The sequence below is a fragment of the Hymenobacter sp. HD11105 genome (assembly GCF_054051685.1).
Genome location: NZ_JBSWBR010000002.1, coordinates 22,448 through 41,544 on the forward strand (window position 1 = coordinate 22,448; position 19,097 = coordinate 41,544).

Annotated in this window: 13 protein-coding genes; 9 read left to right on the forward strand and 4 right to left on the reverse strand. The window is 53.9% G+C overall.

The window, feature by feature from the left end; genetic code table 11:
• Nucleotides 1-64: 64 nt before the first annotated feature.
• The 7 genes from ACW9KT_RS06590 to ACW9KT_RS06620 all read left to right on the forward strand — a co-directional run bounded on the left by ACW9KT_RS06590 (nucleotide 65) and on the right by ACW9KT_RS06620 (nucleotide 12,521).
• A complete protein-coding gene (locus tag ACW9KT_RS06590) occupies nucleotides 65-2,056 on the forward strand; it encodes a 7TM diverse intracellular signaling domain-containing protein (protein ID WP_457078597.1) in 1,992 nt (663 codons plus the stop codon).
• 477 nt (nucleotides 2,057-2,533) lie between these two features.
• Entirely contained in the window at nucleotides 2,534-5,011 is a 2,478-nt protein-coding gene (locus ACW9KT_RS06595) for a beta-glucosidase (RefSeq protein ID WP_457078599.1), read from the forward strand.
• Between the two features lie 85 nt (nucleotides 5,012-5,096).
• Nucleotides 5,097-8,291 carry a SusC/RagA family TonB-linked outer membrane protein gene (locus ACW9KT_RS06600; protein WP_457078601.1) on the forward strand — a complete coding sequence of 1,065 codons (3,195 nt, stop codon included), beginning with the start codon at nucleotides 5,097-5,099 and terminating at the stop codon, nucleotides 8,289-8,291.
• A gap of 24 nt (nucleotides 8,292-8,315) precedes the next feature.
• A complete protein-coding gene (locus ACW9KT_RS06605; RefSeq protein ID WP_457078603.1) occupies nucleotides 8,316-9,830 on the forward strand; it encodes a RagB/SusD family nutrient uptake outer membrane protein in 1,515 nt (504 codons plus the stop codon).
• 35 nt (nucleotides 9,831-9,865) lie between these two features.
• Nucleotides 9,866-10,666 (forward strand): PKD domain-containing protein, encoded by an 801-nt coding sequence (locus ACW9KT_RS06610; RefSeq protein WP_457078605.1) that lies wholly within the window; start codon nucleotides 9,866-9,868, stop codon nucleotides 10,664-10,666.
• A gap of 34 nt (nucleotides 10,667-10,700) precedes the next feature.
• A complete protein-coding gene (locus ACW9KT_RS06615) occupies nucleotides 10,701-11,606 on the forward strand; it encodes a glycoside hydrolase family 16 protein (RefSeq protein ID WP_457078607.1) in 906 nt (301 codons plus the stop codon).
• Between the two features lie 522 nt (nucleotides 11,607-12,128).
• The gene (locus ACW9KT_RS06620; RefSeq protein WP_457078608.1) at nucleotides 12,129-12,521 is read left to right on the forward strand and encodes a hypothetical protein; all 393 of its coding nucleotides are present in this window, start codon (nucleotides 12,129-12,131) and stop codon (nucleotides 12,519-12,521) included.
• Nucleotides 12,522-12,684: 163 nt separating this feature from the next.
• Here the strand turns inward: ACW9KT_RS06620 and ACW9KT_RS06625 are convergent, their stop codons facing one another.
• Together ACW9KT_RS06625 and ACW9KT_RS06630 are read right to left on the reverse strand one after the other, a co-directional pair.
• Complete coding sequence (locus ACW9KT_RS06625) at nucleotides 12,685-12,837, reverse strand: hypothetical protein (RefSeq protein WP_457078610.1); 153 nt, start codon at nucleotides 12,835-12,837, stop codon at nucleotides 12,685-12,687.
• A 270-nt stretch (nucleotides 12,838-13,107) separates the two neighbouring features.
• A complete protein-coding gene (locus ACW9KT_RS06630; protein WP_457080171.1) occupies nucleotides 13,108-14,703 on the reverse strand; it encodes a DEAD/DEAH box helicase in 1,596 nt (531 codons plus the stop codon).
• 312 nt (nucleotides 14,704-15,015) lie between these two features.
• On the opposite strand from ACW9KT_RS06630, the gene ACW9KT_RS06635 reads away from it, so the two are divergent.
• Nucleotides 15,016-16,203 (forward strand): CaiB/BaiF CoA transferase family protein, encoded by a 1,188-nt coding sequence (locus ACW9KT_RS06635; protein ID WP_457078612.1) that lies wholly within the window; start codon nucleotides 15,016-15,018, stop codon nucleotides 16,201-16,203.
• A 120-nt stretch (nucleotides 16,204-16,323) separates the two neighbouring features.
• On the forward strand, nucleotides 16,324-17,136 hold the full coding sequence (locus tag ACW9KT_RS06640) for a hypothetical protein (protein WP_457078614.1): 813 nt from the start codon (nucleotides 16,324-16,326) through the stop codon (nucleotides 17,134-17,136).
• A gap of 128 nt (nucleotides 17,137-17,264) precedes the next feature.
• Here ACW9KT_RS06640 and trpS read toward each other — a convergent pair whose 3' ends face one another.
• Together trpS and ACW9KT_RS06650 are read right to left on the reverse strand one after the other, a co-directional pair.
• Complete coding sequence (trpS, locus tag ACW9KT_RS06645) at nucleotides 17,265-18,248, reverse strand: tryptophan--tRNA ligase (protein WP_457078616.1); 984 nt, start codon at nucleotides 18,246-18,248, stop codon at nucleotides 17,265-17,267.
• A 49-nt stretch (nucleotides 18,249-18,297) separates the two neighbouring features.
• The gene (locus ACW9KT_RS06650) at nucleotides 18,298-19,044 is read right to left on the reverse strand and encodes a queuosine precursor transporter (RefSeq protein ID WP_457078618.1); all 747 of its coding nucleotides are present in this window, start codon (nucleotides 19,042-19,044) and stop codon (nucleotides 18,298-18,300) included.
• Between the last annotated feature and the right edge of the window lie 53 nt (nucleotides 19,045-19,097).

The window sequence follows — 19,097 nt, forward strand, 5'->3', positions numbered from 1 at the left end:
GCCAGTAGTTGGACTTTAGCGGAGCTGGAGATTTCTGGGGGCAATGCGTACATTAGCCAACACTATGCGTACGCTATCCCCACCCTCGTTATCGTCTAGTTCGCTGATCTGGCTATGGATCTGTCTTTTTGGGTTCTTAGCTCCGACTTCTGTCTGTGCTGCCGCAGAGGACACGTTGGTAATTCAACCTGCCAACTCCGACTTCTTTATCGACCTTCCTTACTACAGCGTGTTGGAAGACTCGACCGGGCAACTAACACTGCACGATGTATCGCAGCCGGCACTGGCCCGCCAATTTGCCACTTGCACGGGCGCTCCTAATATTACGAATACAGCTTCGGCTTACTGGCTGCGCTTTACCGTGCACAATGCCGACCACTCCGGTACGCATTGGTACTTGGATCTGTTTGATTCCCATACCAATGACCTACAGTTTTTTCAGCCTACCCCCACTGGCTACCAACGGTTTCTAACCGGTGCCGACCGGCCCTTTGCCAGTCGTATGCACCCCTATAAGGACTTTCTATTTGACCTGCGCGTGGCGCCCGGCCAGACGGAAACCTACTACCTGCGGCTAAAGTCTAATTCGAAGACCAGCTTCCGAGCGATGTTGCGCAGCGAGCCGACCTTGCTTTCGCATTTTCAAACACAATATGGTTTGCTGGGGGGCTTTTATGGCATCCTCTTCATCATGGTGGTGTACAATCTGTGCATTTACCTTTTTATTGGGGAGCTTACTTACCTCCGCTACGTGCTGTATGTGCTGAGCTGTAGCTTGCTCTTTTTGTCGGAGGACGGTCTTGGGTTCGAATACATTTGGCCGACGCTACCGGGTCTCAATCGGGTGATCAATGATGGGGCACCACTCCTGCTGCTTTTCACCTTTATGCATTATGCGCGCGGCTTCCTCGATACCGCCCAGCGTGTACCCCAACTTGATTGGTGGATGCGCGTCATTGGCGCGCTCAGTGGGCTGCTGTTGTTGCTGGATGTGTTGTTTATCCACTCGGGCTTCAGCTTTTGGCTTTACCTCTTGCCTTATGGCCTACTGTATTATGCGGCCATGAAAGTATACCAGCAGGGCTTGCAAACTGCTCGATACTTTCTGTTGGCCCATGCACTAGTGGCCGTTAGTCTCCTATTTCTTATTACCCGCAAGCTTGGTATTGAATTCTTCAACAACCACTTCACGGTGTACAGTATGAATGCGGCTTTCGTGTTGGAAGTCAGTATTTTATCTTATGCACTTGGGGAAAAGATCAAGGGCATTAAGGATGCTCGCCTCGCAGTACAAGCCCGCTTAGTAAAGCAGCTGCGTAAAAAACACCTTGCTCAAGACCGTTTGGTGGAGCAACTCCAGCAAAATCAGCAGCTCAAAGATCAACTTAACTCAGAATTGGAAGCTCAAGTAGCGCTTCGGACTCAGGAGCTACGCGAGCAGAGTGAAACCATTGCCGCCCAGAACCGGGAGTTATTGCGCGCCAATGGGCTGCTGGGTTTGCAATCAGCTGCAATTGAGAAGCTTAACGCTACCCTGCAACACGACTTACAGCAGGCTCAAACGGCGCGCGTACTAGCTAAAGAGGTCGATTTTGGTGAGTTCAGCCAAATTTACCCCGACAAAGACGCGTGCTTAAGTTACCTCGCCGACCTTAAGTGGGCCCATGGGTACCAGTGCCGCAAGTGTGGCTACGAGAAGTATTGCGCGGGTCGCGAGCCCCATGCCCGGCGTTGCACCCGCTGCCGCTACGTAGAGTCGGCTACGGCATACACCATGCTGCAAAAGTGTAAGTTCTCCATCGTCAAAGCGTTGTACGCGGTTTTTCTAATTAATACCCACCAAGGAAACTACTCCTCACAAGAACTATCACGCCTCCTAGATTTACGGCAGGGCACATGTTGGAGCTTCAGTCAGAAAGTAGTGGAGGCCATGCGCCGCCGCCGCCAAGCTCCTGATTACGATGCAAATGAAAGCTGGACGCATATCCTCCTCGATGCCACTGCCGAGCCAGAGGAAGCAGATGAAATCACAGTTGTGTCTGCCTCCCAAGCATAAGTTATTCGCGTCATACTAACGGCCATTTCCTTTAGCAGCTATTCAAAAGGCATGACTCACAATTAGCAATACGAGCCTGGACCAGGCTGACTTTAGCGCCCCGACCGGAAGACTCACCGGTCGGGGCGCTTTTGTTATTGTTGAGCTTAATAGAAGTCTTCAATTTGAGAGTATCAGGCTTTATATCAGCTTGAAGAGTGATAACTCTGATGAAATAGGGCAGTTGACATTTTTTGTTGAAAAAACTTCGGGCCAACGTCACATTTTTTCATTGTTTTTTAGGCGTTGTGCCCAAATAACGGCCGAAGTTCAATACAGAGTCGGTAGCCCTTAAAAGAGGGTGATTCGCGTGTGCACTAAGTGTATAACTAGTAAATCAAGTTCGATAAAAAACGCCTTTTTTAGCCCGTATGGGGCTTTTTTGCGTTGCATTTTCAAAACAAGGACGGATATATTTGGTAAACCTCACTCGTCCTTATGAACAAGAATTATTCTTTTTTACGGACTTCCTTTACCACTCCTCACACTTCAGCCGCCCGACGCCTGCGCCGCCTAGCTCAGAAAGGTCTCGCCGTGGGTGTGCTGCTGGGTATGGGAGCCAACTGCCAACGAGCTGGTACGTCCGCCGGCATTACTCCATCTTCTACAACCGCATCTTCTACACAAGCGCCTAGTGGCTACAAGCCAGCCCCCCTAAGTGAGCGGGTGCGCACGCTGCTGGCGCAGATGACGCTGGAAGAGAAGATTGGGCAGATGACCCAACTTGCCAACACCACTATTAATCATACAGGCCAGCAAAAAGACGTGACGCTGGACTCGGCTAAGTTGGTGCCCTTTATTCGTGATTTCCATGTAGGCTCTTTTCTAAATGGAGAAGCAGTACCCCCAGCGCAATGGGCTAAGTACTCAGCTGATTTGCAGCGGATTGCCATGCGGGAGTCACGCCTGCACATTCCTATTATCTACGGCATCGACCATATGCACGGGGCCAGCTACGTAAGTGGCGCTGCTATTTTCCCGCATAATCTGAATTTGGGGGCCACTTTTAACCCAATTTTTGCCCGCCAAGCCGCCCGCGCTACCGTGCTTGAGTCTGCTGATCTGGGCCATCATTGGGTGTTTGCGCCGGTGCTGGACTTGGGAGTAAATGCGCAATGGCCGCGCCTATACGAAACCTACGGCGAAGATCCGCTGGTAGCGTCGGTAATGGGGGCTGCCTTTGTGCGCGAGCTGCAAGAGAACACCGAAATTGCCCCCTATAAGGTGGCTGCCTGCGGCAAGCACTTCCTGGGCTACTCTGACCCACGCACCGGATGGGACCGCACGGTGGCCGAGATTTCCGACCAGCGCATCGAAGAGTTTTTTCGTCCTTCCTTCCAGTCCGCAATCGATTCAGGGCTGAAGAGCATTATGATCAACAGTGGGCAAATTAACGGGGAACCGGTGCACGCCTCGCGCCATATTCTTACCGATTTGCTGCGCACCAAAATGGGCTTTCAGGGCGTAGCTGTCACCGACTGGGAAGATATTATTCGGTTGGTGCGAATCCAGAAAGTTGCGGCCAACGAGAAGGAAGCCACATTCATGGCAATCGACGCCGGCGTGGATATGGCCATGACGCCTTACACCACCACCTTCTGCACCTTGGTAAAGGAGCTGGTGAAGGAGGGACGCCTGACCGAAGAACGCATCAATCTATCAGCGGGCCGGATTCTGCAGATGAAGGAGGATATTGGGTTGTTTGAGAACCCGATGCCCCGCACCGACCGCCTCAGCCGCATCGGCGACCCAGCCCTGAAAGAGCAGGCTGTGCAGGCCGCCCGCGAGTCTATTGTGCTGCTTAAAAACACTAATAACACGCTGCCCCTCAGCGCCTCTAAAGTAAAGCGCTTACTAGTAGTAGGTCCCTCGGCCGACTCACGGGCTAACCTGGCTGGTGGCTGGACGCTGGCCTGGCAGGGCCGCCCGGAGGCTGAGTATCCGCGGGAAGTCTTGACCATTTATGCGGCCTTAAAGAAAGAGTATTCCAATGCCCAGGTCGAAACTGTAGCTTACCGCGATGCCGCCGGTGCATTGACGCTACCCCGCGTTACGGCCGCAGCTCGCCGCGCCGATGCCATCGTAATGGCCCTCGGTGAGCGGCCCTACACGGAAGGCCTAGGCAACACCAGCGACCTAACCCTGCCCGAGGACCAGCTGCAACTGGCGCGGGCAGTGCAGGCCGTGGGCAAGCCCTCCATAGTGGTGGTGATAGGAGGGCGGCCCAGTATTATTCGGGCGGTTGCCGACGGTTCTGGGGGCATTTTGTGGGGTGGACTGCCGGGATTTGGCGGTGGGCAAGCCGTGGCGGAGATTATTAGTGGCAAGGTGAACCCAAGCGGCAAGCTGTCCTTTACTTACCCACAGTTTGCGGGGCACTTTTCGCCTTATCATCACGACAACAACGAGAATAGCCTGGAGCTGAGTGACTTCGGTGCTGGCTTCGAGAACCGGGGGGCAAAATACAAGAGTGCTATGCTTACCGAGTTTGGCCAGGGTCTGAGCTACACCTCCTTCGCTTACACCGACCTGCGCCTCACCGACTCGCTACTAACTGGCAATGGCACTCTGCGGGCAACCGTACGGGTAACCAACACTGGTGCTCGAGCCGGCAAAGAAGCCGTACTGTGGTTTCTGACCGATGAAGTCGGTCGCATTACTAGGCCGGTACGCTTGCTCAAGCATTTTGAAAAGGCCGAGTTCAAGCCGGGCGAAAGCCGCGAGTTCGCCTTTGAAGTTCAGCCCCAGCGCGACCTTACCTACCCCGATAGCGAAGGGCGCCGCCAACTGGAAGATGGCTATTTCACCCTTCGCGTTGGCGATCAGCTAAAACGTTTCCGCTATACGGGAGCCACTGCTCAACTATCCACGCAACCCGGGCGGGCAACAGGAGCAACCAAGAGTTCAACTCAATAACCGCAGCGCAGCAACACTTCCCACTAGGTAGTGCTGTTGCGGTGTTTTCCCACGTTTGCTTTCAAGCTTACTTACTCCTACCCACATGACCCTAAATCCTTACCCATCTTTCTTTCGGCGGGTTATCCTGCTGACGGCCTGCGGGCTGCCAGCCGTGGTAGCTCCCGCCGTGGGCGGGCCAAATTTGCCCCCCAGTCCCATTGTCGCCCTCCATGCTACGGCCGATGTGCCCGTATCGGGGCGCGTAACACAGTCTAATGGCGAAGGCCTGCCGGGTGTAACGGTGCTCGTAAAGGGCACCTCTGTAGGAGCTTCAACCAACAGCGACGGCACCTTTTCGCTTACTGTACCGGAGGGTAGCACCTTGGTGTTCAGCTCCATTGGCTTTACCAGCCGTGAGTTACCCGTAACGGGGGCGACTACCAGCCTTAATGTGACACTGGAGAGCGATACAAAGTCGCTAAGCGAAGTAGTGGTAGTGGGCTACGGTACCCAGGAGCGGGGCAGTGTAACCGGCGCTATCTCATCGGTGGCCAATGCAGAAATAGTGCGCCAGCCGGTAGCTGACGTTACCCAAGCAATTCAAGGCAAGGTTTCGGGTGTAACAATCGTGTCTAACGGCGGCGCTCCCGGTGGAGCAGCTGGTACCTCAGTGCGGATTCGGGGTATAACTTCGGCCGGTAATAATGCCCCCCTGTATGTCGTAGATGGGTTTCCACTACCTTCAAACAATCAGGAAAACCAACTTAATGCCATCAGCCCTAATGATATCGAAACCATTGATATTCTGAAGGATGCCTCGGCTACGGCTATCTATGGAGTACGGGCCGCCAACGGGGTAGTAATCATTACGACCAAGCGGGGTAAGGCAGGTAAAACCAACATTAACTTCGATGCATATCGGGGTATCCAGAATGTAGCCCGTAAGCTGGACATGCTGAATGCCCAGGAATATGCCGTTATCAACAACGAGAACCGCATAGCAGCCGGTCTGCCTATTGTGGTTGACAAGCTGCGTAACCCAGCGGCGCTGGGCGAAGGCACCGACTGGCAAGATCTGGTATTCCGGCAGGCTCAGATTCAAAATTATTCGCTCTCGGCTACTGGCGGTAGCGAAAACGCTCGCTACGCCTTATCAGGTACTTATTTTCAGCAAGATGGTATTGTCGTCGGCACCAACTTTGAGCGCTTTACCCTGCGGGCCAATGGCGATGTGCAGGTTGGCAGAATGCTGAAGCTGGGTAATAGCATTCAGCTTACTCATCTGGAAGATCGGCAGGTTACAACCAACGGCGGCATAAACGCCGACGGATCTAGAGGTAATACGGAGTACGGGGTTGTACAGCACTTGCTGCGTATTCCGGCTACTGTCCAGCCCTACCGGCCCGATGGCTATTGGTACGAGCCGAGTGGTAGCGTCGATAATTTCATTGAGGAAAATCCCCTAGCCAGCGCTCTGCGCAACAACCAGAAGTTCACTAGCAACCGGGCCCTGATTAGCTTATACGCTGAGTTAGAGCCTCTGAAGGGCTTGCGCTTCCGCACCAACGTAGGTGGCGACTTTGTCTTCAACAACTTCAACTCATTCGCCCCTTCCGCCCCAGTATTGGAGGGATATACCTCTCGTTATACAGTAGCAGGCGCCACGGCTACTTCGGGCTACGCGCCTACCTACCTGATTGAGAACACGGTTACTTACGACCACCTTTTCGCTGATAAGCACCAGGTGACATTCCTGCTTGGTCAGTCGGCTCAGGAGTTTAATTACAGCAACGTAGAGGCCTACCGCACAAATTACCTGCGCAATGACCTGCAGGTAATCAACGCGGGACCCATTAACACGCTGCTATCCAATGCGGGTACCATAAATGCCCCCCAGCGCTTGGCCAGCTACTTTGGTCGAGTTAATTACGAGTTTGGTGGCAAGTACTTGTTCTCAGCGGTAGCCCGCTACGACGGTTCTTCTGTGTTCCCTCCCGGCGATAAATTTGGCTTCTTCCCTGGCGTATCCGCCGGCTGGCGCATCTCTGAGGAAGATTTCTTGAAGGGCAACACCACCATCAGCAACCTAAAGTTGCGGGCTGGCTACGGCAAAGTGGGTAACCCACTGAACGCCGGGCGCTTTGCTTATCTCTACGCCATTAACTTCGGTATCACCTATCCGTTCGGCCCAGATGGCACGATCAATACGGGCGGTGCGCCCACACGCCTGTCTAACCCTGAGCTGCGCTGGGAAACCAACAATCAGGCGAACATTGGCTTGGACATGGGCTTCCTAGACAATCGCTTCGAGGCCAGCATCGACCTCTACAACCGTAGCTCGCCCAATCTGATTGCCCCAGTGCCGCCGCTTATCGCGTCGGGTACTTTTGAGCCAGTCAATCGGAACGCGGCCTCCGCTTACAACCGCGGTATTGACCTCAGCTTCACCTCTCGTAATGTGCAGAGCTCAGGCCAAGGGTTCAACTGGACTACTAACCTGAACTTCTCCGCCTTTAAAACGGAGCTGGAGTCATTGGGTCAAGGCTTGCCCTACAACGGTTTGGGCGCTCTGGCCGGTACTATTGTGCGCTATGATGAAGGGTATGCCTTTGGCTCCTTCTTCGGTTATATAGCCGAGGGCCTAATTCAGACGCAAGAGGAGCTAACGGCCTTAAACGCGTCAGCAAAGGCAGGCAGCGCAGCAGCTGACTTTTACCAAACCTCGGGTACAGCTCCTGGTGACATCAAGTTCAAAGACGTGAACGGTGACGGTGCTATTACCGCTGCTGACCGTACGTTCATTGGTAATCCTAACCCTGATTTTACGTACGGTATCACCAACAATCTGACCTTCAAGGGTTTTGATTTGAGCTTCTTTATTCAGGGTTCGCAGGGCAATGATGTATACAACCTGAACCGCTATATCACGGAAGGCGCCCTGTATGGCACTACTAATGGTACTACCCGCATCCTGAATCGCTGGACCGGCCCCAACACCAGTAATGATGTGCCCCGCGCGGTCAGTGGCGACCCGAATACCAACCTGCGTGTGTCTACTTACTTCGTTGAGGATGGCTCCTACGCTCGCATCAAAAACCTAACCCTCGGCTACACGCTGCCATCAAGCCTGATGAGTCGGATTTCGGCCACCCAACTGCGCCTGTATGTCACGGCCCAGAACCTGGTTACGCTGACCAAGTACAGCGGCTTTGATCCTGAGGTGAGCGCCAGTGGCGTCGACCTGGGTATTTATCCGCAGGCACGTGTATTCATGGCTGGCTTAAACATTGGGTTTTAAACCTTTCTAAATTCCCATACGACAATGACTATCTCAAAATATACGTGCGGCGCTTTTCTGCTCACGCTGGGCTTACTGACCAGCTGCGGTGAGAAATTTCTGGAGGAAGCCCCCACCGACCAAGTAACAGACGCCAATTTCTACAAAACTCAGACCGACGCTATTCAGGCTGTAACGGCCGCCTACAGCGAGCTAACCAAGGAAGGCCAGTACAACGCAGCGCTATGGGCCATGGATATCATGGCCGACGTCTCTACGACCGGTGGTGGTGGTGGTGGCGATGGTATCGAGTACCAGCAGCTCGACAACTACAATATTCCTACTACCAATATCATTGCGAACCGCCTCTGGGGCGGGTCCTATATTGGTCTTCAGCGGGCTAATATTGTGCTGCAAAAGGTGCCCCTGATTACGAATATTGATCCGGCTATTCAGAAGCGCTGCCTCGGTGAGGCGCAGTTTCTGCGGGCTAAATACTACTTCGACTTAGTACGGGCCTACGGCGACGTGCCTTTGTACACCGCGCCGCCGGTTACCGTGGCTGAGGTCAATATTCCGCGTACGCCTGCCGACCAAGTGTACGCGCAAATCGAGAAGGATTTGATTGCCGCCATTGATAATCTACCCGCTTCCTACAGCGGTGAGGACATCGGCCGGGCGACGAAGTGGGCGGCTACGGGGCTGCTGGCCAAGGTATATATCACTCAAAACAAGAAGGCTGAAGCCGCCCAACGGGCCCGCGAAGTCATTGCTGGCTCCGGCAAAACCCTGTACGCCAACTATGCTGATAACTTCAAGGTAGAAAACGACAACGGCCAGGAGTCGCTGTTTGAGGTGCAGTTTCAAAATGGCCGCAACCAGTACGACCGGAACAATGTCGGCTCCGCTGCCAACCAGTTTTTTGCCCCCCGCGGTGGTGGCCTCACGCCCGTAGGCGACGGCTATGGCTTTAATATTCCGGAGCCCGACTTCGTGAATGGCTACGAGGCCGGCGACACGCGCAAAGCCGTCAGCATCTTCTCGCCCGGTGACGCGTGGCCCGGTGGCGGTGTCAACCCAAATAGCCTGCCGGGCTCGCCTTTTGGCTACAGCTCCAAGAAGTGGTTTATCGGCAAGGTAAACACCAACATATGGGATTCGCCCCTGAATATGAAGGTGATGCGCTTGGCCGAAGTGTATCTGATTTTGGCCGAGGCCGTGGGACCAACTGCGGAAGGCGTGGAGGCGATCAACAAAGTGCGTCGCCGCGCATTTGGCTTGCCCATCAATACGCCCTCAAACCGCGACCTGACGACGGCTACGCCCAACTTCACGGATGCCGTGTTACGGGAGCGCCTCTACGAATTGGCTTTCGAGATGGACCGCTGGTTTGATCTGAAGCGCACAGGTAAGTTCATCGCGCGCATGACGGAGCACGCTGCTTTCTTGCGGACACTTGGGATTCAGCGCGGCGTGCCCACGGCTATCAACTTAGTGCTGCCCATTCCGCAGGCAGAAATTGATGCCAACCCGGCGCTAATTCAGAACCCTGGCTACTAAGCCACTTTCCACCCACGATTTCAACTCGATCGAATATGAAAAATACTTGGAATAAGGCGTGGTGCGTGCTGCTCAGTAGCTCGTTGCTGCTTGCCTCCTGCGATAAAGAAGATACGGGAGAGCTGGAAGGTCCCGTGCCTCAGGGCACCTTTACCACTACCTCCCGCACGGTAGGGCTAGCCACGGAAGTAACCTTCACGGCGACCGCACCCGATGCTTTCCTTTACCAGTGGGAGTTCGGCGATGGCTCTACCGGTACGGGCCAGACCGTAACGCACACCTACAAAAGTGGGGGCACATTTAAGGCGCAGCTGATTACGGCCGGTCGTGGGGGAACGGGCTTTTCCCAAACAACTGATATTGTGGTGGCGTCGCCCCTCAACATTGTGCGGCAGCTGCTAACGGGTACCGGATCCAAAACCTGGTTGCTCGACAACACAGTTAACGCTCCAATTATCGTGGGTACAGAGGGGAATCCGGGCGAGTATTTCCCCGGAGTAAAAGCTGGTGAATTGCCCGCTTGCCAGTCCGACGATGAATACACGTTTTCTTCAACCAATGTATTCACCTATAACGCCAAAGCGCAAACTTACGTGGCGGGCGGCGTAGGCTGCGCCGCACCGCGCTCGGGCACTTCGGAGTTTACGTATGGTCCGTCGGTAGGTGAGGGGTTCGCCATGATCGAGTTTAAAACCGCCGGTACATTTATCGGCGTGACAGACGCGCCCGACCTGACCTACCGCATTATTGATATCACAGATCGGACGATGGTACTGCGCGCTGGTAAGTCGACTAGCGGCGTCGTGTTTCAGATGAAGTTTGTAGCCAAACCCTAAGGTGAAGCACGGACTTATGAAGGGCAGGAACAGGATGGATAACTTCTTTGCAATTACGCGTGGTAGGTGGGCCGGGGCTGGATTGGTGCTAGCCCTGGCCCTGACCTCCTGCACCGAGAAGCAAGAGAAGAATATTCCGGCTCCGATCCCAGCTCCCGCGCCGGCTCCAACGCCCACGCCACCCGCCGCTACCGAAACCAACGCCGAGCCCCGCGACTTCAACCAGTATACGGAGCTGGTGTGGAGCGACGAATTTGATACGGGCGCGCTGGACCAGGCTAAGTGGACCTATGAGGTTCAGGATGTTTGGTACAACAATGAGTTGCAAGCCACCACCAATAGCCGCGAGAACCTGTTTCAGAGCGGCGGCAACCTGATTATTCAAGCCAAGAAAGAGCAGCTGCGCAACCGCCAGTATACCTCGGCCCGCATCATTACCAAGGGCAAGCAGGACTTTGCCTTTGGCCGCATCGATGTGCGAGCTAAGTTGCCGAAGGGCAAAGGCATTTGGCCGGCTATCTGGATGCTGGGCTCCAACGATAGTCAGGCGCCCTGGCCAGCCTGTGGCGAGATTGATATAATGGAGCTGCGCGGCAGCAAGCCCGCTACTAATATCAGCACCGTGCACTATGGCCCTAGCGCTGACCAGCGCAAGCAAAAAGGAACCGAGGTTACCTTGCCCAGTGGTGACTTTGCTGATGACTATCACATCTTCAGCCTCGTGCGTAGCAAAGGCCAACTACGCTGGTATCTGGATGGGCAGGCAACGCCTTACTTTACTATCACGCCGTCCAGTGTATCGCCTTATCCCTTCGACAACAAGTTCTACATGATTCTGAACGTAGCCGTGGGGGGCGATTTTGATGGTGACCCCGACGCTAGCACTACTTTTCCCAAGCAAATGCAGGTGGACTACGTGCGTTATTATCAGTACAAGTAAACCCAAAAGCGAGGTGGAATAAGGAGCAGTATACTTGAAAAATGCCCCCCAGATGCGAAAATCAAGCTGGGCTGTGGCATCTGGGGACATTCTTTGAGCCCGCCGCTTTATAAATGATCGAATGTACCTGCGCCGAACTGCTCAATCCAAATCGGTGGCAAGTGCCGGGGCCGGTATCGTCACGTTTGGGGTGCGGTCCGGCCCTTTGATTATGCGGGCACTTTGTTTCTCGCGATTATCATTAATAACAAAGGCTGCAATCGGCCTTCTTAATTAATGTAATAATATTATTTTATCGTGATGACTTGTGTGAATAATATGGCAAACCCTTTGCAATAAGAAGCATAAGGGTGCGCTAATGTTCAATTATGCTTACTCAATAGTTGCTCTGTAGTTTAGTAGAGTTCATAGATTGCCCTTTTGTTTATAAGTTTTATTCTACCTCCGCTGCTTTAGAATGCGTGGCTCGGCCTGTGCATCCAAGTAGCATTTAAACCGCGAATTAATCGCAAACCGAACAGTATGGAAAACACCCTTACACAAACAGTCACGCAGGAAATTGTACAAGACGAGGAGCAAGTGTTGCAGAGCGCCTACGACGAGGCCGCTCAGTCTATGGTTGCTGGTAAATCTGACAAGCAGATTCAAGGCTTACTGCTAAATAATGGCTTCAGCAACGACATGGCCGACAGTATTATAGCTGATCTACGGGGTCAGTTCAAAGAAGTAAACCGCGAAGCGGCCCGCAAAGACATGCTCCACGGAGCACTGTGGTGCGGTGGCGGCCTGCTGGTAACGGGCGGAACCTACGCCATGGCCTCCGAGGGCGGCTCCTACGTGATGACCTGGGGTCCTGTAATCTTCGGCGGGTATCAGTTCTTGAAAGGCGTCTTTAATTCAATTAAGCATTCGTAAGGGCCGCTGAACGTTATGCGTTCCGGCCCTGGAGACCAGGCTCATAAGCACTGGCAGCACAGTACCAGGCGGTAGTGTTTGAAGATTATTAGTCAACGTGCAGTTTCATAAAAAAGCCCCCCAGCACTGCTGGGGGGCTTTTTTATGAAACTGCACAGTCAGCTTAGTGGGCGTGAATGCGCTTGCGTTTTTGAATACGACGCTGTTGGGTCTGCTTAACCCGGCGGTGCAGCGCCTCTAAAGGTGTTTCTTCTTGGCGCGTGGCGGGAGCTGCATCCTTCAGCTCTTCCACCTTTTTTGATTTGGTAGGCTTCATATGGGAAGTATTTAAGTATCTCTCAACGGTAGAGTTCTCCAGAAAGATACGCCACGTTGTTGGATTAGCGGACGTAAGTACTTTTTATCCAAACCTCTCCTAATGGTTTTGCCTTTCAACTCACCTCCGCGCTTTTCAAGTAGGAATCACTTTAAAGTTGATTTTTAGTAAGTGATTGGGAAGCAAAGTCGCCTCATTTACCTTATGGACTGTTCACAAAAAAGCCCCCAGCATTGCTGGGGGCTTTTTTTCTTGAATTCAGTTATTACTCTATTCTTTATCTGCTACCGGCGGCGCGGCTTGTGTAGCTTCGGCGCTGCCGCCCTCGGGGCGCGGGCCGCGGCCACTGCGGTTGCGACCGCCACGCTTACGACGACGCTGGCCTTCGCCGGCTTCGCCTTCCGCCCGGGGCTCGCGGGGAGCGCGCGTTTGACCATTCGTTGCTTCGCCTTCTGCCTGTGGTGGGCGTGGGGCGCGAGGCTCGCGTACTTCACCTTCCGGCCGCGGGGCGCGGGGCGGACGCTGGTAAGGTTGGGCCGGAGCTCCACCCGCATCGAGGGCCGCCAAGGCTGCGTTGGCCTTAGCAATACGCTCTTTCTGCACTGGGTCGTTGGCATCTGCGTCGCGGCGAGGCGGGCGGCTGCCGTCACGCGGGCCTTCGCGCCGAGGGCCACGACCACCGCCGTCGCGTGAGCCGCCACTACCACTTGAATGACCATTGCGTGCTGGGCGACCACCAATTTTGCCCCCCAGCCCGCTAAAGCGCTTGGGGTCAAACTCCGGGGCAGGGCCTAAGCCCAACTCTTCGGTGATATTCTTCTTTTCCAGCTCGCGCTCAATTAGCTTTTCAATTTTCAGCACGCGGTCCTGGTCCTGATCGGCGATGAAGGTGATAGCCGTGCCGGTAGTGGCGGCGCGGGCCGTACGGCCGATGCGGTGAACGTAATCTTCGGCGGCGCGCGGAATATCGTAGTTCACCACGTGGCTAAGGCTGTCAATGTCGATGCCGCGGCTCAATACGTCAGTGGCTACCAGAATAGGGAACTGCTTGTTCTTGAAGTCACGCATGATCTGCTCGCGCTCTTCCTGAGTGCGGTCGGAGCTGATGCCTTGGGCCACGTAGCCGAGCTTGTTGATAGCCCGCACAATGCTGCCTACGGCTGCTTTCTGCGAGGTAAACAACACCATGCTCTGCACATTCTGGGTTTTGAGAATGTGCTCCAGGATATAAATCTTCTGCCGGTCAAACGCCATGTACAGCTGCTGGTCGATGCCGGCAGCGGGCTTGGACACAGCTAGGCGAATCTCCTCGGGCTCGTTGAGAATCTGCTTCGAGAAGTCGCGGATTTTGTTGGGCATGGTAGCCGAGAACAGCAGCGTCTGCCGCTGCTTAGGCAACTGTCGCACGATATTGAGAATATCGTCGGAGAAGCCCATGTCCATCATCTTATCGGCCTCATCCAGCACCAAATACTTGATCTGGTCGAACTTCACATAGCCCATTTGCAGGTGGGCAATGAGGCGGCCAGGCGTGGCAATAATAATATCGGCGCCGCTAGTGAGGGCGCGCTTCTGCTGCTCCCAACCTTCACTTTTGCCCCCGCCATAAATGGCAATGCTACTTGCTTCTACGAAGTAGCCAAAGCCCGTTACCTGCTCATCAATCTGAGTAGCCAGCTCGCGGGTGGGCACCAGGATAAGGGTAGAAGTGTGGCCGTGCTTGGCGTGGGAGATGCGGTCGAGGAGGGGGAGGAGGTAAGCGGCCGTTTTGCCGGTGCCGGTTTGGGCACAGGCAATGAGGTCTTTACCTTCAATAATTTTAGGAATTGCCTGCTCTTGAATGGGCGTGGCGTTCTGATAATTCATGGCATCCACGCCGGCCAATAGGTCGTCGTGGAGATTAAACTCGGTAAATTTCAAGGTACAGCTACGTAAAGTGAATAGATGGCTGACCTTGTTTGTCCGGTCAGCGAACCGCTTGATTTAGTGCAAATATACGCCATTTTGAAGCGCGGCCGTTACGGCCTGAAATGCCTATAGCTCAGCGAAGTTGCGGTGTTATATAGAAGACAGCGTGCTGTACTTGGCAGTTCAAAATAGGCGGCCTTGTCGTTAGGGTAACCGGTGGAAAAGCAGGTATATCTTGCGCACCCGCCGCCCACTACCATACATAGCCTTATGTCATCTTCCCCTATTCAATCCGCTGAAAATGCTCCCCAGCCCTTTGCCGACTTGCTGGTTCTCGAACTGGCTTCCGTATTGGCTGGTCCGCAGGTCGGGCAGTTCTTTGCCGAGCTGGGCGCTAAGGTGCTGAAAATAGAGGCCCCTGCCGGCGACGTAACCCGCACCTGGAAAACCGCCGCCGAGACTGCCGACACGGATATTTCGGCTTATTTCTCTGCCTCCAATTGGGGCAAGAAGTCAGTGGTGCTGGACCTGACCACATCAGCCGGCCAAGCTGACCTTCGCCGCTTGGCTGCCGGCGCCGATATCGTGCTGGCCAGCTACAAACCCGGCGACGCCGAAAAGCTAGGCGCTGATTATGCTACTCTTTCGGCTAAAAACACGCGACTTATTTATGGCCACCTTACGGGCTATGGCCCTGCCACCAACCGCGCCGGCTACGACGCCGTGCTTCAAGGAGAAGCAGGTTTTATGCATCTGAACGGAGTGCCCGGCGCTGAGCCTATGAAGATGCCCGTCGCCCTCATGGATCTGCTGGCCGCTCATCAGCTCAAGCAAGGCCTGCTTACGGCACTTTACCAACGAACCGTCACTGGTCGGGGTGCATTGGTGCAGGTGTCACTGTTCGATAGTGCTATAGCTGCCCTGGCCAATCAGGCCGCTACCTGGCTCGTAACCGGCCACGACCCGCAGCCTTTGGGCTCCGGCCATCCTAGCATCGTGCCCTACGGCACCGTATATCGAGCGGTCGATGGCCGCCAGTTGGTGCTGGCAGTCGGCAGTGACCGGCAATTTGAGCTGCTGTGCAACTCCTTGCAGCGAGCCGATTGGGCTACTGACCCACGTTTTAAAACCAACGCTGCCCGCGTAGCGCATCGCACCGTGCTGGAGGCGCTGCTGCGGGCCCGCATCGGGGAAGTGGCGGGGGAGGAGTTGCTACTGACGCTGGAACGCCTTGCGGTGCCGGCCGGCGCGGTGCGCACGGTGAGACAGGTGCTGAGCAGCAAGCCGGCCGAGGCGATGATTTTGCCCCCCAGCGCCAATTTTTCGCATGCTGGGCTGCGCACAGTGGCTTTTCAAAGCAGCACTTGGGCAGCAGCGCCGGTATTGTCGGGGCCACCACATTTGGGTGAGCACCAGATAGAAAACGAGTGTTTTGGTGGAGCTGATAAGGAGGCTTAATCTGGGACTAGACCGAACGGATGAGCTTCAATAAATTAACTTACCTGCTCAAGCCGCGTAAATTCTTCCTCATGACTTCCGTTGCCGGACTCTAAAACCGGCCATGTTACCCCCGCACTTATGGCGAAAAGAACTCCAAAAAAAGAAGCTTCCGAACCAAAAGAAGCCGTTGAAAATATCCCCCAAAAGGAGGAGAAAGTTACTCAGGCCCGCGAAGAATCGATGGCTGCTGCCGAAGAAGTAACGGCAGAGGTAGCCACTGAACGTTTAGCTCTTATCTCGGAAGGTCTCAAGCAAAAAGCTACAGCCAAGCAGGCCATATTTCGCAATACCAGCGCGGCGTTTGACTTACTGCGCCAAGTATCGCTGGAACTGACACTGGAGCTAAGTCGGCGCATTACCTCCGTCGATTCCAACGTGATTATCGAGTACCGGCCGGTGAATGATATGGAGTTTCACATTCGCTTCTCCGGCGACCTGCTCATGTTTGTGATGCACTCTAACATCATTACCTTCCCCGACGACTACGGCCCTATGCCCAGCAAGTATGTGGAAGAGGATTTTCGGCGGCGCTTTTTCGGCCATATTATGGCCTACAATTTCATGGCCGACAGCATAAAATATCAGCGTCTAAATGATCCTGGCTATTTAGTAGGTCGGCTGCTCATTAATATCGAGAATCACTACTTCATCGAAGGCGTGCAGCAGCTGGAATTGCCCGATAAAAATATGGCCGACAACCTGCTCACTGCCGATGCGCTCAAAGTGTTTGTGGAAAGCGCCATGATTGCCGCCGTAAACAACGATTTGATTGCACCGCCGCTGCAAGAAATTCAGAAAATTACGGTTAAGCAAAAAGTGGAAAACCAGCAAGTAAGCCGCGGCAGTAAGCTCGGATTTAGCTTTAGCAACCAGCAAAATCATCCGGAGTAAAGGCCTATAAATTCGCACCACTTCGTATAAACTTACAAGCAATAAAAAGCCCCCCAGACTAGTATGGGGTGCTTTTTATTGCTTGATATGATAGTCTACTTTGTAGGAAAGAATGTGCTAGAGCCAGCCTAGTTCGCGGGCTGGTTATATCCCACTTTTGCGCGCACTCGATTCAATACTTCACGACCGTACGCCTGTGCTTTGCGGGCGCCTTCGGCCAGACGAGCATCAAGCTCTGGAAGATTCTGCATGTAGAAAGTAAACTGCTCCCGCTCGGTGGTGAACCGCTGCATGATTAGCTCAAATAATGCCTGCTTAGCATGGCCATAACCGTAACCGCCAGCTAGATATTTAGTGCGCATTTGCTCAGTGTCGGCGGGTGTAGCGAGTAGGGAATACAGCTTGAAAATTGTGTCGTTTTCGGGGTCCTTGGGGTCATCGAGGCCACGGCTGTCAGTGACGATAGTTTTGATGGTTTTAAGCAGCTCTTTTTCGGGCGCAAATATGTCGATGATATTGCCGTAGCTCTTGCTCATTTTCTGCCCATCGGTACCTGGAATGGTCATCAGTTGCTGATCGACGCGCGCCTGGGGCAGCACGAAGGTTTCGCCGTAGCGGCTATTGAACGTAGTGGCAATATCACGGGTGATTTCCAGGTGCTGAATCTGGTCTTTGCCCACGGGCACGATGTCGGCGTCGTAGAGCAATATGTCCGCTGCCATGAGCACTGGGTACGTAAACAAGCCCGCATTCACATCCGACAGCCGGTCCGATTTATCCTTGAAAGAGTGTGCATTTGCCAGCATCGGATACGGCGTAAAGCAGCTCAGATACCAGGTCAGCTCCGTCACCTGGGGAACGTCGGATTGGCGGTAAAACAGGTTTTTCTCCGTGTCAAAGCCGCACGCCAGCCAAGCCGCTGCTACAGCATAGGTATTTTGACGCAACACTTGCGCGTCGCGCACCGTGGTGAGCGAATGTAGATCAGCAATGAAATACAGCGAGTCGTTTTGGGCGCTTTTCGACAACTCGATAGCGGGCAAAATGGCCCCCAGTAAATTACCAAGATGAGGTCGGCCAGTGCTTTGGATGCCGGTAAGAATTCGGGACATGAAAGGGTGTTTTAGAATCGTACGGGGAGCGTGAAATTCAAGAGATTATTTACACGCTTATATCAGCTGCAGCCTGCTGCTGAAGCAACTCTGTTTTCTCTTCTCCCAAATATCGATCAATGAGAAAATGAGCCAGATAAATAACCGGCGTCAGCAGGATTGCCGCCGCGAATTTATACCAGTAATTAGTGTTAGCCACACTCAATACTTGATCAAAAGACCAGTTGCCGAATACATAGAACGCTACGTACAGCACCACAAAGCTATCTACGAGTTGAGAGATAAGCGTGGAGCCAGTGGCGCGCAGCCACACGTAACGACCACCCGTAAGGCGCCGAATCGCCTGGAACACGGTCGCGTCGAGCACCTGACCAATTAAGAAGGCCGTAATGGATCCGGCGATAATACCGAGACCCTGGCGAAAGATGCTTTGGTAAGCAAAATCAACGTTGAACGGTCGCCCTTCCGAATCTACCTTGTTGACATCGAGCCAGAAGGCGGCGGGGGGCAAATGGGTGGTGGCAAGAATGACAACGAAGGCGTACAAAATCAGGCCTACGGTGAGGTAGCTGATGCGCAGCACGCCTTCCTTGCCGAAGTACTCATTGATAATATCCGTGGTCACAAATACCACTGGCCAGATAAGTACGCCGGCCGTCAGGTTACCAGGCAAGCCGAGCAGGGCATCGACCGAGAAAATTTTAACACCAATAATTTCCGCTAGCAACGCATTTACGATGAAAATGCCGCTGAGCACGAGGTAAAGCTGTTGTTTTTTGCGAGCGAATGGCGTCATACGTTGTAAGACCGCGCTACGGTCTTTCAGTTAGGAAGCAATTGAAAAGATAA